The organism is Nocardia iowensis, from assembly GCF_019222765.1.
Lineage (GTDB): Bacteria > Actinomycetota > Actinomycetes > Mycobacteriales > Mycobacteriaceae > Nocardia > Nocardia iowensis.
Genome location: NZ_CP078145.1, coordinates 1,778,748 through 1,793,526 on the forward strand (window position 1 = coordinate 1,778,748; position 14,779 = coordinate 1,793,526).

Here is a 14,779-nt window from a genome sequence, read left to right on the forward strand (position 1 = left end):
GCTGGGTCAAGCGGGCAGTAACTCCGCGATCAGTTTCTCGATCCGATCGCGAATCTCGTCGCGGATGGGCCGCACGGCATCGACGCCTTTGCCCGCGGGATCCGCGAGCACCCAATCTCGGTAACTCACCCCGGGAAAGTACGGGCAGGCGTCGCCGCAGCCCATGGTGATCACCACGTCGGAGGCTGCTACCGCGTCGGCGGTGAGGATCTTCGGCGACTGGGCGGAGATGTCGATGCCGAGTTCGGCCATGACCGCGACCGCGGCGGGGTTGATCGAGTCGGCCGGTGCGCTGCCTGCCGAGCGGACCTCGATGACGTCTCCGGCCAGGTGGGTCAGGAATGCCGCTGCCATCTGCGAGCGGCCCGCGTTGTGCACGCAGACGAACAGAACGCTGGGCTTGGTTGCCATGGTTGGCCTTTCGGTTTCCGGGCCGGTGCCCCGCTGGGGCGTCGGGCGGCGCTGTCGGTTCGCTAGACGGCGGAGCTGACTGTGGATGCGTTGTCCCTGAACCGCTTTCGCAGCGCGAGGGAGACGTAGACGAGGCCGACGAGGACGGGCACCTCGATGAGGGGTCCGACGACTCCGGCGAGCGCTTGGCCCGAGGTGGCGCCATAGGTGGCGATCGCCACGGCGATGGCGAGTTCGAAGTTGTTGCCTGCGGCGGTGAACGCCAAGGTGGTGGTGCGTGCGTAGCCGAGCCCCATGACGGCACCGAGCAGGTAACCGCCACCCCACATCATGGCGAAGTAGATCAGCAGCGGAATGGCGATCCGCACTACGTCCAGTGGCTGCGAGGTGATCTGCTTTCCTTGTAGCGCAAAGAGAATCACGATCGTGAACAGCAATCCGTACAGCGCCAACGGCCCGATGCGCGGCAGCAGCGTCGCCTCGTACCAGTCACGGCCCTTGGCGCGTTCGCCCAAACGGCGGGTCAGATATCCGGCCAGCAGCGGGATCCCGAGGAAGATCAGCACCGACTTCGCGATCTGCCACGGCGAGGTGTCGATGGTGGCCTGTTCCAGACCGAGCCACCCGGGCAGCACCGACAGATAGAACCAGCCGAGCACGGCGAACATGATCACCTGGAACACCGAGTTGAGCGCGACGAGGACCGCGGCGGCTTCCCGGTCACCGCACGCCAGGTCGTTCCAGATGATCACCATCGCGATGCAGCGGGCCAGGCCGACGATGATCAAGCCGGTCCGGTATTCGGGCAGATCCGGCAGCAACAGCCAGGCGAGCGCGAACATGAGTGCGGGACCGAGCACCCAGTTCAACATCAGCGAACCGACGAGCAGACCGCGATCACCGGTGACGGTGTCGAGGCGGTCGTAGCGAACCTTGGCCAGCACCGGATACATCATGATCAGCAGCCCGATCGCGATCGGCAGCGAGATGCCGTCGATCTCGACCGCGCTCAAGGCGTCACCGAGGCCGGGGATCAGCCGTCCGAGCCCGAGTCCGGCGACCATCGCGACACCGATCCACACCGGTAGGAACCGGTCGAGCGTGGAGAGTTTCGCAACGACACCCTGCTCGTTGGCCATAGTGTCCACGCTCATGCGGTCACTCCGGCCGCAGTGCCGCTCTCGGTCAGCAGCACCTGCGAGAGTCGTTGCAGCGCATCGGGAATCACCCGGTAATACACCCATGACGCACGGCGCTCGCTGTCGAGCAGTCCGGCCTCGCGCAGCACCTTCAGGTGATGGGAGATCGTCGGTTGGGACAGCTGGATACCTTCCGACAGATCACACACGCACGCCTCCTGTCCTTCGCGGCTGGCGATCGCGCTCAGCAGGCGCAGCCGAATCGGATCCGACAGCGCCTTGAACACTCCGGCCAACTCGCCCGCGGCCTCGGCGGTCAGGGGTTCGCGCACGATCGGCGCGGCGGTACACGACTGCACCGGCGTCACCACCAGCTTTGACTTCGACATGCGCCTATATTGATCGATATCTAATCAATGAGCAAGCAAACAGCCGGTGAACCCCGCGCGGCCGCCGAATGCAACGGCACTCAGCGGCCTCAGTTGATCGGCGATCGCCGCTCGATCAAGACCGTGTCGTGCCACACGCCGTCCAACTTGGCGATGCGTTCGCGGATGCCGACGGTGCGATACCCGGCGGCGTGGTGCAGCGCGATGCTGGCCCGGTTCTCGGTGAAGATCGCCGCTTGCAGGGTCCACAATCCGGCGGCGTCGGCCTCGGTGACCTGCTTGTGTAGCAACGCTTTTCCGACCCCGCGGCCGCGGTAGCCGCCCGCCACGTAGACCGTGGTTTCGGCGACGCCCGCGTAGCACTCGCGGGTGGACACCGGGCTCGCGGCGGTCCAGCCGACGACTTCGCCGTCGATCTCGGCGACCCAGCGGTGCTCGGGCAGCCAGTGTGCGTCGAGGCTGGCGCGACTCGGCACGGTGGTTTCGAAGGTGGCCAGGCCGGTGCTGATGCCCTCGGCGTAGATGCGGCGCACGGCCGTCCAGTCGGCGGGTCGCAGGGCCCGGACGGTGACGTCGGCGGGTACCTCGTCGGGGCAGCACGGGCGTGGGGCGAGCAGGCCCATGACCGCGTCGGCGGCGTGCGGCAATCCGGCGCAGCAGGCCTCGTTGACGGTGACGATCGTGGCCGTGCCCTCTTTGTGCAGGCGGACGAATCCGACGTCGGCGAGTTTGCGCACGTGATGCGAGGTCGTGGACTGGCTGGTGCCGAGGATTTCGGTCAGCGCGCCGATGGTGATGCCCTTCGGGGTGGTGGCGACCGCGTGTAGCAGGCGCACCCGGACCGGCTCGGCCAAGCAGGCGAACCACTCGGCATAGGTGGTCGCCTCGCCGGTGGGCAGGACCTGGGCTCGGGGTAACGCGATGGCCATGGCCGCCAGTATATCGATCTGGATCGATGGTTGCATCTATCGACCGCGGTCGATACTCTCTCGATTGGTTAATCGATACGGATCGATGAAAGATGGTGTGCGATGAATGCCCTTCCTGTCGTTGTCGTTGGCGCGGGCCCGGTCGGGCTGGCTGCTGCCGCCGAACTCACCGCCCGCGGACTTCCGGTGCTCGTCCTGGAACGAGGGGACCGGGCGGGGGCCGCGGTGGCGCAGTGGCGGCACGTTCGACTGTTCTCCCGGTGGGCCGAGCTGATCGCGCCCGCCGCCAGGCCGCTGCTCGAATCGCGGGATTGGCAGCAACCCGACGTCAACGGTTACCCCACCGGTTCGGAATGGGCAGCGCGGTACTTGGGCCCTTTGGCCGAGGCGCTGGGGGACCGTGTCCGGTTCGGTACGGAGGTGATCGGCGTGGCCCGGCGGGGACGTGATCGGGTGGTCGATGCCGGTCGCGACACCGAACCGCTGACCGTGCACGTTCGTACCGGCAACGGGGAGGAACGGATCGCGGCCCGCGCGGTGATCGACGCGTCGGGAACCTGGACGACGCCGAGCCCGCTCGGCGGTGACGGTCTGCCCGCGATCGGGGAAACCGCCGCGGCGGACCGAATTTCCTACCGCGTCCCGGATCTCGCCGCACCGGACACCGCCGCCCGGTACGCGAACAAACACGTCGTGGTCGCCGGAAGCGGGCACTCCGCGCTCACCGCGTTGGTCGCCTTCGCCGCGCTGGCGGACGATCATCCCGCGACCCGCATCACCTGGCTGCTACGTCGCGGCGACATCGGCGCGACGTTCGGTGGCGGACAAGCCGATCAACTCCCCGCCCGCGGCGCGCTGGGTCTACGGGCGCAGTCCGCGGTCGAGGCAGGACGCATCAGCGTGGTGACGGGTTTCCGCACCGAGACCGTCGAACGCGACGACTCGGGTCGGCTGATACTCGTTCCCGCCGAAGGAGATCCGGTAACCGCGGTCGACGAGGTCGTGGTGCTGACCGGTTTCCGCCCTGATCTGTCGTGGCTCGCGGAAATCCGACTCGGCTTGGACGCCACCCTGCAGGCCCCGACAGCGCTCGCACCGCTGATCGATCCGAACGTCCACTCGTGCGGCAGCGTATATCCGCATGGGGTGAAGGAACTCTCGCATCCGGACCCGGACGTTTTTCTGGTCGGAATGAAGAGCTACGGCCGCGCGCCGACGTTCCTGGCGATGACCGGCTACGAGCAGGTCCGCTCTATCGCCGCCGCGCTCGCCGGAGATCGGGAAGCAGCCGAACGGGTGGAACTGGTGCTGCCCGAAACGGGCGTCTGCGGCGGGTCCGGGCTGTTCGACGCGCCCACCGAGGAGTCGAGCGGCGGCTGCTGCGCCGCTCCGACGGAGGTGCACGAGTTGTCGTTGCCCGCGCCGGTCGCGATCCAGGATCTGACCCTCACCGCAACTACTTCCCGCTGAACCCCTGTGCTGGAAGCTGTTTCGGCGCCACAGGCGCCCGCCGCAACCGATACCGGGTTGCGGCGGGTGCTGCTGGTGCTGTGCGTCACCGAGGTCACCAGCTGGGGCGTACTGTTCTATGCCTTCCCGGTACTGCTCGGCAAAATAACTATCGCCACCGGCTGGTCGGCGACCGCATTGACCGCCGCGTTCTCGGCGGGGCAGCTCCTCACGGCGCTCGTCGGGATTCTGGTCGGGCGGTGGCTCGACCGTCGTGGTCCGCGCGGGGTGATGACCGCGGGTTCGCTGCTGGCTGTCGCGGCGCTGGTCCTGGTGGCGACAGCATCGAGCCTGCGGTGGTTCTTCGCCGGTTGGCTGCTGGTCGGCGTGGCGATGGGGGCGGTGCTGTACCCGCCCGCCTTCGCGGCACTGACCCGCTGGCACGGCCCGGACCGGGTCAAGGCGTTGACCGTGCTGACGTTGGCCGGGGGACTGGCCAGCACGGTGTTCGCTCCGGTCACCGCCGCATTGTCGGCGCACTTCGACTGGCGGGCAACCTATCTCGTGTTGGCGGCGATTCTCGCAGTGGTCACCGTGCCGGGCCACTGGCTCGGGCTACGGCTGCCGTGGCCGCCACGCGCGGTCGCGGAACCCGGGCACGCGCACCTCGCCGACCCGGGCCGGATCGGCCGTAGCCCCGTATTCCTCACGCTGGCAATCGCATTGAGTATTACCGCGTTTGCCTCCTTCGCCGTGGTCGTGACCCTGGTGCCGCTACTGACCGAACGCGGCATCGATAGCGGCACCGCTGCGGTGGCGCTCGGCCTCGGCGGCGTCGGACAGGTCGCCAGTCGCCTCGGTTATGGGGCACTGGCAAGTTGCACCAGTGTCCGCACCCGAACGCTGCTGATCCTGCTCGCCATCGCGGCCACCACCACGCTCCTCGGCGTTCTCACCACGGCGGCGGCGTTGATCGCCGCGGCGGTCCTGGGCGGCATGGCCCGCGGCGTGTTCACGCTGTTACATGCCACCGCCATCACCGATCGCTGGGGCACCGCTCATTACGGCCAACTCACCGGGCTGCTCTCCGCGCCGCTCACGATCACCATGGCGCTGGCGCCGTTCGCCACCACCGCACTGGCGGCCGCGGTCGGCGGATACGCCGCTGTTTACCTGCTGCTGGGCGGACTGGTCGCCGCCGCCGCAGTCCTCTCGCTGGTAGCTATCCCGAAACACGCACGGAAAGAACCACTTTCATGATCGATGTCCTCGTGATCGGTGCCGGGCAATCCGGCCTCACCGCCGCCCGCACAGTGCAGAAGCACGGCCTCGCGCCGGTGATTGTCGAAGCCGGACCCGAGCCGACAGGGTCGTGGTCGCACTACTACGACAGCCTGACGTTGTTCTCTCCGGCGGAACACAGTGGCATGGCGGGCTTCGCCTTCCCCGGCAGTCCCGACCACTACCCGCACCGCGACGAAGTCGTCGACTACCTACGCCGCTATGCCGCCACCCTTGATGCCGACATCCGCACCGGCACACCCGTTACCGCGGTCGAACCTCATCCGGATACCGGATTCGTCGTCCACACGGCCACCGGAGAGGCCCTGCATACAGCCGGAATCGTGGCCGCCACCGGGTCATTCACCAACCCGCATATCCCCGACCTGCCCGGCCGAGACGAGTTCAGCGGTGCTCTGCTGCATGTCACCGACTATCGCAATCCCAAACCTTATGTGGGGCAACGCATTATCGTCGTCGGGGCAGGCAACTCCGCCATTCAGGTCGCCTACGAACTCGCCGAAAGCGCCATCGTCACGCTCGCCACCCACCATCCCGTCAACTTCCTTCCGCAGCGCCGCAACGGTCACGACCTGCACCACTGGCTCGTCCATACCGGCTTCGATCGGCTCCCACCGGAGTGGCTCATCCGCTACGTCGGCGGCACCCTGGTCATGGACACCGGCGACTACCGGCACGCCCTCGAATCCGGCCGGATGGACCGCCGCCCGATGTTCACCCGCTTCGACACCGAGGCCATCGTCTGGGCCGACGGCACCAGAGAACGAGTCGACACCGTCCTGTTCGCCACCGGTTACCGCCCCGCCCTCGATTACCTCACCCCACTCGGCACTCTGGACAACGGTTTCCCGCTGCACACCGGTGGAATCTCGGTCACCCATCCCGGCCTCGTCTATCTAGGACTGGAGTTCCAACGCTCCTTCTCCTCCAACACGCTCCGCGGCGTCCACCGCGACGCCGACCATGTCATCGGCGCGCTGGCCGCGCATATCCAGAAGGCACCGGCAATGGTCGGGTTGTAGTGCCAACGATTGAACTCGCGGAACGCGGGGTATGCGGCGAGTAACAGGCTGGTTCGGGCTCGGTTCGCGGGTAGGCGGGCCGAGTCCGAAGCGGTCGGGAGGTCGCACCCGGCATCGTCAATGGCGACGAGCTACTCAATGACGAGCAGGCACGGCGGGAGCGGCTATACAGTTGGATCTTTCGGCGTTGCGGTAGTTGGATACCGTGCTCGCCCCTGAGAAAGGGGACACGGTTGTCCTTTCCGTTGCAGAATTCCGACGGCACCTTGCCGGAGCACGTCGCGGTCTCCCTGGGCTGGGATCCGTCCGATCAAGCTTTGTTCGTCGATTTCGACGGCACGGTGACCCCTGGCAACCGGATCGACTTGAATTCGGCGGCTTTGGTTTTCGCCGGCGAGGTACTGGTGGACACCGTCTACCACGAGCAGCTGGTTTCGCGAGACGGGTCGATCTCGCACAGTGGGGACAGCCCGACGGGGGAGGGCGTGGGGGACAACGAGGTGATCACCGTTGATCTGGCGCGACTGGCACCTGAGGTGACGGCGGTGATCTTCCTCGCGACCTCCTATTCGGGACAGAGTTTCGGGCAGATCGACAACGCGTACTACCGGCTTTTCGACACCACGACCGGCACCGAGATCACCCGATACCTGCTGAGCGGCGGCCCGCACACCGGGCAGGTGATGGGCAAGCTGCTTCGTACCCCGCAGTGCTGGTACTTCGTCGGGATCGGGGAGGGGATCTACGCGCATCATCTGTCCGAAGCGGTCCCGCAGATGGCGCGGTATCTGCCATAGCGTTGAAAGAGCGTCGTCAGAGCGGCTGGAATCCGGCGCCGATCTCGCCGCGAGCGTTCAGGTCGTGCACGATGGCGCTGATATTGGTACCGACCTCCGGACCGAGACAGCCGACGCCGAGGTAGGCGTTCACCATGCCGACCAGCGTGGTGCCGACCATGACGGGCGCCCCGGAATCGCCCTTCATCACACACATCTGGGTCCAGGTCTCGGTATTGGTGGCGCGGACATCACCCCAGGCGACGCCACAGCTCGTTCCGGTGGTGCTGCCCCGCTTGCACACCACCGTCGGGAACTGCGCGGGCGCACCGAGCCCGGTGATGGTGGTGCCGCCGACCCGGTTCACCGGAGTGACCCGCTGCTCATCGAATTCGATGACCGCGTAATCCAGGGTGCTGTCGGAGTAGACGAACCGTCCCACCCCCGTGCCGTCGGGATCGGCCTCGACGACGACGGTCGCGCCCGGCTCTCCGCAGTGTCCCGCAGTCAAACCGACCAGCCGCTGCGCGCTGTCCCTGCCGATTGTCGTCAGCGTGCACCCGGCCCGCGCGTCGACCACGATGCCGGAGCCGCCGCCGATCGTCGGTGGGGTGTCGTCTGCTTGGGCTTGCGCGGATGCGGATCCGGCGGCGAGCACTGCGGCGGTGGCGGCGAAGGCGAGCGCGGTTCGTGTCATGGGCATGACTCCTCTGGTTCGGTCGCCCGGCACCGTCGCACCGGGGTGTTCGCGACATTCCCGACTGGACCGATTCCAAACGGGCTATGTCGCAACCGAATTCACATAGGCGCTGTGGGCCTCCGTTAGGTGTTGCCGGTGCGGGCTTCCCTCAGCTGACCAATCCGCGCCGGATCAGGAGCGGCTCGATCGCGGGCGCGCGGCCACGGAACGACTCGAAGGCCGCCAGTGGGTCCACCGACCCACCCCGGGACAGCAATTCGCGCCGGAACACCGTGCCCTTCTCGCGGATCGACGTGGCGCCGTCGGTGAACCAGTCGACGGTGTCCGCGTCGAGCACCTCGCTCCAGATGTAGGAGTAGTAGCCCGCGGCGTACCCGCCCGAGAAGATGTGCGCGAAGTACCCGGTCCGGTACCGCGGCGGAATCGCCTCGATGGCCAGGCCCGCCTTCCGCAGCGCGGCCTCCTCGAACGCCTCGGCGTCGGCTCCGGCCAGCGCCTCGGCTCCGGGTACGCGGTGCCATGCCCAGTCCAGCAGTGCCGCACCGAGGTATTCGACGGTGCGGAATCCCTCGCCGAACCGCTCGGCCGCCACCATGCGTTCGACCAGTTCGGCGGGCATCTGCTCGCCGGTCTCGAAGTGCCGCGCATAGTTGGCCAGCACGTCCGGCTGAGCCATCCACATCTCGTTCACCTGCGAAGGGAACTCGACGAAGTCCCGAGGCACCTCGGTCCCGGCGAAGAACGGGTAGCGCACATCCGAGAACAGCCCGTGCAGCGCGTGTCCGAACTCATGGAAGAGCGTCCTGACGTTGTCCCAGGTCAGCAGGGCAGGCTCGCCCGCGGCAGGCTTTACAACATTGAGGTTGTTCACCACCACCGGCAGCGTCCCCAACAACCGGGATTGGCTGACGAGTTCGTTCATCCAAGCCCCGCCGTGCTTCGACGGCCGAGTGAAGAAGTCACCGAGGAACAGCCCCAGCGCGCTGCCATCCGCGTCGAACACCTCGAAGACCCGGACCTCAGGGTGGTACCCGACCAGATCCTCGCGCTCCCGGAAGGTGACCCCGTAGACCTGCTCGGCGGCGAAGAACACCCCGTCCCGCAACACCCGCTCGAGCTCGAAGTAGGGGCGCAGTGCCTCGGCGTCCACCGCGAACCGTTCGGCTCGCACCCGTTCCGACCAGTACAGCCAGTCCCAGGAGCGGAGTTCGCCGTCGTCGTCGGCCGAGTTCGCCCGCATCGCCGCCGTCAACTCGGTCGCCTCCCGCTCCGCGTTGGCCACCGCGGGCGAAACGAGCCGCCCGAGCATTTCCTCCACCGCCTCGGCCGAGCGCGCGGTCTGGTCCTCCACCGCATACGTCGCGTGATCCGGGTAGCCGAGCAAGGCGGCGCGCTCGGCCCGCAGGGTGGCGATCCGGACGGCGAGCACATCATTACCGTCCGCGCCGAATCCGCGCCCCAGCGAGGCCGCCATCATCCGGCGCCGCACCTCCCGGTCGGCCAGGTCACGCAGGACGGGCTGGTTGGAGACATTCTGCAGGCTCAGCGCCCACGCCCCTTCGCGGCCGAGCGACCGGGCATTCTCGGCCGCGGCAGCGACCGCCGCGGGAGCGAGTCCGGCCAATTCCTCGGCGTTCTCCAACACCAGCACGGCGGCGTTTCTGGCCGCCACATTGTTCTGCCCGAATTCGGTGGCTGCCGCGGCGATTTCGGTATTGAGCGCGCGCAGCCGAGCCTGGCCGTCGGCGTCGAGTCCGGCACCGGCCCGGACGAACCTGAGGTGGTACTGCTCCAGCAACCGCAATTCCTCAGCGTCCAAGCCGAGTTCGTCGCGGCGTCCATACAGCGCCTCGATCCTGGCGAAGAGCGCGGGATCGAGATAGATGGCGTCCCGGTGCGCGGCCAGCCTGGGCGACATCTCGGCCTCGATCGCGTCGGTACCCGGGCTGGAGTCCGAGGAGGCGATATTGAAGAAGGCATTGGCCACCCGGGTGAGCAAGGCTCCCGAACGTTCCAGCGCCACCACGGTATTGGTGAACGAAGGCGCGTCGTCCGCGGCGGTGATGGCGGCGACCTCGGCCAACTGCTCTGCCATGCCGCGCTCGAACGCGGGCACATAGTGCTCCTCCCGGATCTCGGCGAACGGCGGCAACTGGTAGGGGAGCGTGCTCGGCTCGAAGAACGGGTTGCTCGTCATAGCTGAAACCTTATGCCGGAACGGTGTACGACGGTGTGGGCGCTGCTACCGGCCGGAAGTGTCTGACTAGGATTGGCTTCTTTGTCGGTCCGTGGGCGTGTGAAGGGAATCCGTATGGCTCGCAAAGTGGTTGTGACGCTGGTCGATGACTTCGATGGGGAGTCGCAGGCCGAAGAGACGGTGATGTTCGCCGTCGACGGCGTGGGATATGAACTGGACTTGTCTGTCCTCAACGCCAGCAAGCTGCGTGGTGTCTTCGAGGAATGGACACCGCATGCGCGCAAGGTCGGCCGGGTGCCGCGCGGTAAGAACGGTACGGTGCGTCCAGCGGGGGATCGGGCGCAGACCGCGGCGATTCGGGATTGGGCGAAGCAGAGCGGTATCGAGGTGTCGAGCCGGGGACGGGTGTCGGCGGAGGTCGTCGAGGCGTACACCAAGGCGAACGCCTAGCCCGAGTTCGGCGTAGCGGATCGCGTGCTCTGGCCGGCGTTTGGCGCCGGGGGCACGCGATCTTTTTTCTCGGCCACGTTATGTCGTATGCCATATTGCCTACTCGGCGTACTAGTTGTTACCGTGCGTAACGTCAATATCCAGACGCGCGCATAACCGAAGGTCACGGGCTCGCACAGACAGCGGAGAAGGTCATGAAGAGTGCCTGGGTGTACGGCGTTGTAGTCCTGGTTCTAGGCGTGACGGCTCTCTTCATAGCCCGGCTGCGGCTGAGTGAGATCCCGGACTTGGCGATCGGGCATTCGACCCCGCCGCCGGTGCTGGGGCGGCCGAGCGGACAGGTCATCGACTACGAGATCGACGGGCCGAGCGGAACCTCGGTGCGGCTGTCGTATCTCGATGAACAGGGCCAGGTTCGCGATGTGTCGACCGGCCTGCCGTGGCGGACCTCGGTGCGCACCGACAGGCTGACCCTGCCGACGGGCGTGGTCGCGCAATCGGATGCCGATCATGTGTCCTGCCGCATCGTCATCAACGGGGAGCCCAGGGACGTCCAGGTGTCGGATGGGCCGTTCGCCGCGGTCAACTGCAAGGTGCCGGTGTCATGAGCGCCGTGCGGGCCCGGCTGCGGGAGCTACTCGTCAAGGTTCGTGGCGAGTTCGCGGTGCCGTTCGACAGGGAACATCTGCGCCGCAGGCCAGGCCGACCGGTTCTCGCGCGGCTGATGTACACGTTCTCGGTGCCGATCATCGCGGTGTGGTTGATAGCGGCAGGTGGGCTCAATTTCTTCGTTCCCCAGCTCGAGACGGTGGTCAAGGGACATGCCCAGTCCTTTCTGCCGGACGATGCCTCATCGGTGCAGGCGATCGTCAAGATGGGCCACTATTTCGGCGGGGCGGGGACGAACAATTTCGTCTATGTCCTGCTCGAAGGGGACGCCCCGCTCGGCAATGACGCGCATCGCTATTACACGGCGCTGCTGGATCGCCTGACTCAGGACAAAACGCACATCAATTCCGCGATGGACCTGTGGTCCAACCCGGACTTCTCCCCGGCGAGTGAGAGTTCCGACGGAAAGGCGTCGTATGTGCTGCTCAACCTGGCGGGAAATATGGGCACCGCCATGGCCATGGAATCCACCCAGGCGGCCAGGGACATCATCGCCGATTACCCGCCGCCGCCGGGGATCACGGTCCATCTGACGGGTCCCTCCGCGGTCGTCAACGACGAACTCCTGGCGATCAACGATTCCATGTTGCTCCTCATCGTCGTGTGCGCCGGGCTGGTCGGGGCGGTCCTGATCTGCGTGTACCGTTCGCCGATCACGGTGGCGATGCCGCTGCTCACGGTCGGCATGGGTCTCGCCGTAGCCCGCCCAGTGGTGGCCTACCTCGGCGAGCATCAGATGGTCGGCGTCTCGATCTTCGCGTCCGCGCTGCTCGCGGTGATCGTGCTCGGGGCGGGCACGAACTACGGCATTTTCCTGCTCGGTAGGTATCAAGAGGCCCGGCGTGCCGGTGCGGATCCCGAAACCGCGTACTACACGGCGCTGCGCGGGGTTCTGCACATCATCGTCGCGTCCGGCCTGACGGTTGCCGGGGCGACGGCCTGCATGTCCTTCACCAGGCTGGCGATCTTCAGCACCTCGGGATTGCCCTGCACGATCGCGGTGATGGTCACTCTCGCCGCCGCACTGACGCTGGGGCCCGCGCTGCTGGCGCTCGGGAGCCGCCTCGGCTTTTTCGAACCGCGCGCGCAGTCGTCGCAGCGTAGGTGGCGGCGGATCGCGACCAGCGTGGTCCGCTGGCCCGGCCCGGTGCTGGTCGCCGCCCTCACCGTGCTGGTGCTCGCCATCCTGGTACTGCCCACGTTCCGGCCCAGCTTCAACGAGCGCATAGCGCAACCGAGCGACTCGCAGGCGAACCAAGGATTCGCGGCGGCCGACCGTCATCTACCGCCGAATATCATGGCGCCCAGCATCTTTCTCGTCGAATCTGATCACGACCTGCGCAATCCCGCGGATCTGATCGCACTCGCGAAACTGACCAATGCCGTGTTGAAGGTCCCCGGAGTAAGTGCGGTGCAGGGAATTACGCGTCCGTTGACCACACCGTTAGAGCAGGGCACGCTCACCAACCAGGCGGGCTACATCGGCAACCGCTTCACCCAGATGACGACCATGCTCAGCCAGCGGCTCGACGACCTCACCACCCTGGCCGGACGCATCGATCAGCTGAATCTCACGGTCAAAGGTGTGGAAGGCGCGCTGAGCACTGGCAAAGCGGGCTTCGACGAGGTGAACAGCAATGCCGCCGCGCTCCAGACCGACGTTGCCGGTGTGGTCGACAAACTGAACTCGTTGCGGGATACTGCCGGGCCCGCAAGGCAATTCGTCAGCTCGATCCCGCAATGCCATGACGTGCGGGCCTGCCAGGCGGCGCTGACCGGGTTCTCTCTCTTCGACGATGTCGGCAAGCTCGACACCGTCGTCGACGGTCTGGTGCAGGGCGTCCATTCCGCCTCGCAGGCCTTCCCGCAGCTCGCCGCGCAGTTGGCGAGCGTCAAGGACTTCATCGCACAGGTGGAAGGCATTCTCGCGCCATTGCAGAGCACGCTGAACATGCTGCTCCCGCAGGTATCGGACATCACCCAATTCCTGGGAGAGGTCAGCAAGAGCTTCACCACGGGCGACCCCGACGACTTCTTCTTCATGCCCAGCCAGGCATTCGACAGCCCGCTCTTCAAGAGCGCACTGCCCTATTTCTTCTCGCCGGACGGCAAGGTGACCCGGATGATCGTCACACCGCAGATGGAGGGATTCAGCCGCGAGGCCATGGATCTCAGCGCGAAGATCATTCCGGCGTCCCTGCAAGCGATGAAGGGCACCTCGCTGGCGGGCAGCACGGTCAGTATCGGTGGCCCCGGCGGCACGCTGCTCAATATCGAGGCCTTCGTCCGCGAGGACTTCATCACCAGCGTCGTCGCCGCGTTCGCGTTCGTGTTCTGTGTGGTCCTGATTCTGCTGCGCAGCCTCGTCGCGGCCGTCGCGGTGATCGGCACGGTGGCACTGTCCTATCTGTCCGCATTGGGCCTGACCGTCCTGATCTGGCAGCACCTCATCGGCAATCCGCTGCACTGGTCGGTGGCGCCGGTTTCGTTCATCTTCCTGGTCGCCGTGGGTGCGGACTACAACATGCTGCTGGTGAGCAGATTCAAAGAAGAGCTCGCAGCGGGCATCAATACCGGGATCATCCGGTCGATGGTCAATACCGGCGGGGTGGTCACCACCGCGGGGCTGGTATTCGGTCTCACGATGTTCGCCATGCTCGTCAGCTACGCGCACAACATCGCCCAAATCGGCACCACCGTCGGGATCGGGCTCTTCCTCGACACCCTGATAGTCCGGTCCTTCGTGGTCCCCACCATCGCGGCGTTGGCCGGTCGCTGGTTCTGGTGGCCGATCAACATTCATCGGACCGCACCTGCAGGCCGACCGTGATACACCGGACAGCATGCGGTTGCTGATCATCTCCGATACCCACGTGCCCAAGCGCGCGCGGGATCTGCCGGAGCTGTTGTGGCGCGAGGTGGACGCGGCCGATGTGGTCGTGCACGCGGGCGACTGGGTCGAGGTGGCGTTGCTGGATCAGCTCGAGGCCCGCAGCAAGCGCCTGATCGGCGTGTACGGCAACAACGACGGCCCGCAGCTGCGCGCCAGACTGCCCGAGATCGCCCGCGCCGAACTGGCCGGGCTGCGGCTGGCGGTGGTGCACGAGACCGGACCCGCGAAGGGCCGGGAGCAGCGGTGCGCACGGGACTTCCCGGATACCGATGTGCTGGTGTTCGGGCACAGCCACATTCCATGGGACAGCGTTGCCGAGAGCGGGCTGCGGCTGCTCAACCCCGGTTCACCCACGGATCGACGACGGCAGCCCGAGCACACCTACCTGACAGCTCGGGTCCGTTCGGGTCGGCTGAGTGAGGTGGAACTGCATGCCATTCCGCCGCGGTGAGA

At 66.6% G+C, this 14,779-nt stretch carries 14 protein-coding genes; 8 read left to right on the forward strand and 6 right to left on the reverse strand.

Annotation, left to right across the window (positions count from 1 at the left end):
• Positions 1-6 precede the first annotated feature (6 nt).
• The 4 genes from KV110_RS08060 to KV110_RS08075 form a co-directional block, all read right to left on the reverse strand.
• Positions 7-411, reverse strand: coding sequence for an arsenate reductase ArsC (locus KV110_RS08060; protein ID WP_218474770.1), 405 nt, complete (start codon positions 409-411; stop codon positions 7-9).
• Between the two features lie 62 nt (positions 412-473).
• Positions 474-1,565, reverse strand: a complete 1,092-nt coding sequence (gene arsB, locus KV110_RS08065; RefSeq protein ID WP_218474772.1) for an ACR3 family arsenite efflux transporter — start codon at positions 1,563-1,565, stop codon at positions 474-476.
• The gene (locus tag KV110_RS08070) at positions 1,562-1,939 is read right to left on the reverse strand and encodes an ArsR/SmtB family transcription factor (RefSeq protein WP_218474773.1); all 378 of its coding nucleotides are present in this window, start codon (positions 1,937-1,939) and stop codon (positions 1,562-1,564) included. The genes arsB and KV110_RS08070 overlap by 4 nt, the downstream gene beginning before the upstream one ends.
• Before the next feature lie 89 nt (positions 1,940-2,028).
• The gene (locus tag KV110_RS08075) at positions 2,029-2,868 is read right to left on the reverse strand and encodes a helix-turn-helix domain-containing GNAT family N-acetyltransferase (RefSeq protein ID WP_218474775.1); all 840 of its coding nucleotides are present in this window, start codon (positions 2,866-2,868) and stop codon (positions 2,029-2,031) included.
• A gap of 102 nt (positions 2,869-2,970) precedes the next feature.
• Between KV110_RS08075 and KV110_RS08080 the strand changes: the two genes are divergently transcribed.
• From KV110_RS08080 to KV110_RS08095, 4 genes are all read left to right on the forward strand, one after another.
• Positions 2,971-4,338 carry an FAD-dependent oxidoreductase gene (locus KV110_RS08080; protein WP_218474776.1) on the forward strand — a complete coding sequence of 456 codons (1,368 nt, stop codon included), beginning with the start codon at positions 2,971-2,973 and terminating at the stop codon, positions 4,336-4,338.
• A gap of 6 nt (positions 4,339-4,344) precedes the next feature.
• Positions 4,345-5,577 carry an MFS transporter gene (locus KV110_RS08085; RefSeq protein WP_246634402.1) on the forward strand — a complete coding sequence of 411 codons (1,233 nt, stop codon included), beginning with the start codon at positions 4,345-4,347 and terminating at the stop codon, positions 5,575-5,577.
• Complete coding sequence (locus KV110_RS08090; RefSeq protein ID WP_218474778.1) at positions 5,574-6,641, forward strand: flavin-containing monooxygenase; 1,068 nt, start codon at positions 5,574-5,576, stop codon at positions 6,639-6,641. Before KV110_RS08085 ends, KV110_RS08090 begins: the two co-directional genes overlap by 4 nt.
• A 215-nt stretch (positions 6,642-6,856) precedes the next feature.
• Positions 6,857-7,438 carry a TerD family protein gene (locus KV110_RS08095; RefSeq protein ID WP_218478263.1) on the forward strand — a complete coding sequence of 194 codons (582 nt, stop codon included), beginning with the start codon at positions 6,857-6,859 and terminating at the stop codon, positions 7,436-7,438.
• Positions 7,439-7,454: 16 nt separating this feature from the next.
• On the opposite strand, the gene KV110_RS08100 is transcribed toward KV110_RS08095, so the two are convergent.
• Positions 7,455-8,114, reverse strand: a complete 660-nt coding sequence (locus KV110_RS08100; protein ID WP_218474779.1) for a S1 family peptidase — start codon at positions 8,112-8,114, stop codon at positions 7,455-7,457.
• A 151-nt stretch (positions 8,115-8,265) separates the two neighbouring features.
• Entirely contained in the window at positions 8,266-10,314 is a 2,049-nt protein-coding gene (locus KV110_RS08105) for a M3 family metallopeptidase (protein ID WP_218474781.1), read from the reverse strand.
• A 114-nt stretch (positions 10,315-10,428) separates the two neighbouring features.
• Here KV110_RS08105 and KV110_RS08110 point away from each other — a divergent pair, with 114 nt between their 5' ends.
• The 4 genes from KV110_RS08110 (at position 10,429) to KV110_RS08125 (ending at position 14,777) form a co-directional block, all read left to right on the forward strand.
• Positions 10,429-10,764 carry a histone-like nucleoid-structuring protein Lsr2 gene (locus KV110_RS08110; protein WP_218474783.1) on the forward strand — a complete coding sequence of 112 codons (336 nt, stop codon included), beginning with the start codon at positions 10,429-10,431 and terminating at the stop codon, positions 10,762-10,764.
• A gap of 194 nt (positions 10,765-10,958) precedes the next feature.
• The gene (locus KV110_RS08115; protein WP_218474784.1) at positions 10,959-11,372 is read left to right on the forward strand and encodes an MmpS family transport accessory protein; all 414 of its coding nucleotides are present in this window, start codon (positions 10,959-10,961) and stop codon (positions 11,370-11,372) included.
• A 116-nt stretch (positions 11,373-11,488) separates the two neighbouring features.
• Positions 11,489-14,263, forward strand: a complete 2,775-nt coding sequence (locus tag KV110_RS08120) for an MMPL/RND family transporter (protein ID WP_246634702.1) — start codon at positions 11,489-11,491, stop codon at positions 14,261-14,263.
• A 13-nt stretch (positions 14,264-14,276) separates the two neighbouring features.
• Positions 14,277-14,777: a metallophosphoesterase family protein gene (locus KV110_RS08125; RefSeq protein ID WP_218474788.1), complete on the forward strand. Its 501-nt coding sequence runs from the start codon at positions 14,277-14,279 to the stop codon at positions 14,775-14,777.
• Positions 14,778-14,779: the final 2 nt, after the last annotated feature.

What these genes read in the sequence shown, in the direction of transcription:
- KV110_RS08105 (WP_218474781.1), bottom strand. Translation starts at nt 10,314, where the DNA reads ATGACGAGCAACCCGTTCTTCGAGCCGAGCACGCTCCCCTACCAGTTG.
- KV110_RS08070 (WP_218474773.1), bottom strand. Translation starts at nt 1,939, where the DNA reads ATGTCGAAGTCAAAGCTGGTGGTGACGCCGGTGCAGTCGTGTACCGCC.
- KV110_RS08080 (WP_218474776.1), top strand. Translation starts at nt 2,971, where the DNA reads ATGAATGCCCTTCCTGTCGTTGTCGTTGGCGCGGGCCCGGTCGGGCTG.
- KV110_RS08110 (WP_218474783.1), top strand. Translation starts at nt 10,429, where the DNA reads ATGGCTCGCAAAGTGGTTGTGACGCTGGTCGATGACTTCGATGGGGAG.
- KV110_RS08125 (WP_218474788.1), top strand. Translation starts at nt 14,277, where the DNA reads ATGCGGTTGCTGATCATCTCCGATACCCACGTGCCCAAGCGCGCGCGG.
- KV110_RS08100 (WP_218474779.1), bottom strand. Translation starts at nt 8,114, where the DNA reads ATGACACGAACCGCGCTCGCCTTCGCCGCCACCGCCGCAGTGCTCGCC.
- KV110_RS08115 (WP_218474784.1), top strand. Translation starts at nt 10,959, where the DNA reads ATGAAGAGTGCCTGGGTGTACGGCGTTGTAGTCCTGGTTCTAGGCGTG.
- arsB (WP_218474772.1), bottom strand. Translation starts at nt 1,565, where the DNA reads ATGAGCGTGGACACTATGGCCAACGAGCAGGGTGTCGTTGCGAAACTC.
- KV110_RS08060 (WP_218474770.1), bottom strand. Translation starts at nt 411, where the DNA reads ATGGCAACCAAGCCCAGCGTTCTGTTCGTCTGCGTGCACAACGCGGGC.
- KV110_RS08090 (WP_218474778.1), top strand. Translation starts at nt 5,574, where the DNA reads ATGATCGATGTCCTCGTGATCGGTGCCGGGCAATCCGGCCTCACCGCC.
- KV110_RS08120 (WP_246634702.1), top strand. Translation starts at nt 11,489, where the DNA reads ATGTACACGTTCTCGGTGCCGATCATCGCGGTGTGGTTGATAGCGGCA.
- KV110_RS08075 (WP_218474775.1), bottom strand. Translation starts at nt 2,868, where the DNA reads ATGGCCATCGCGTTACCCCGAGCCCAGGTCCTGCCCACCGGCGAGGCG.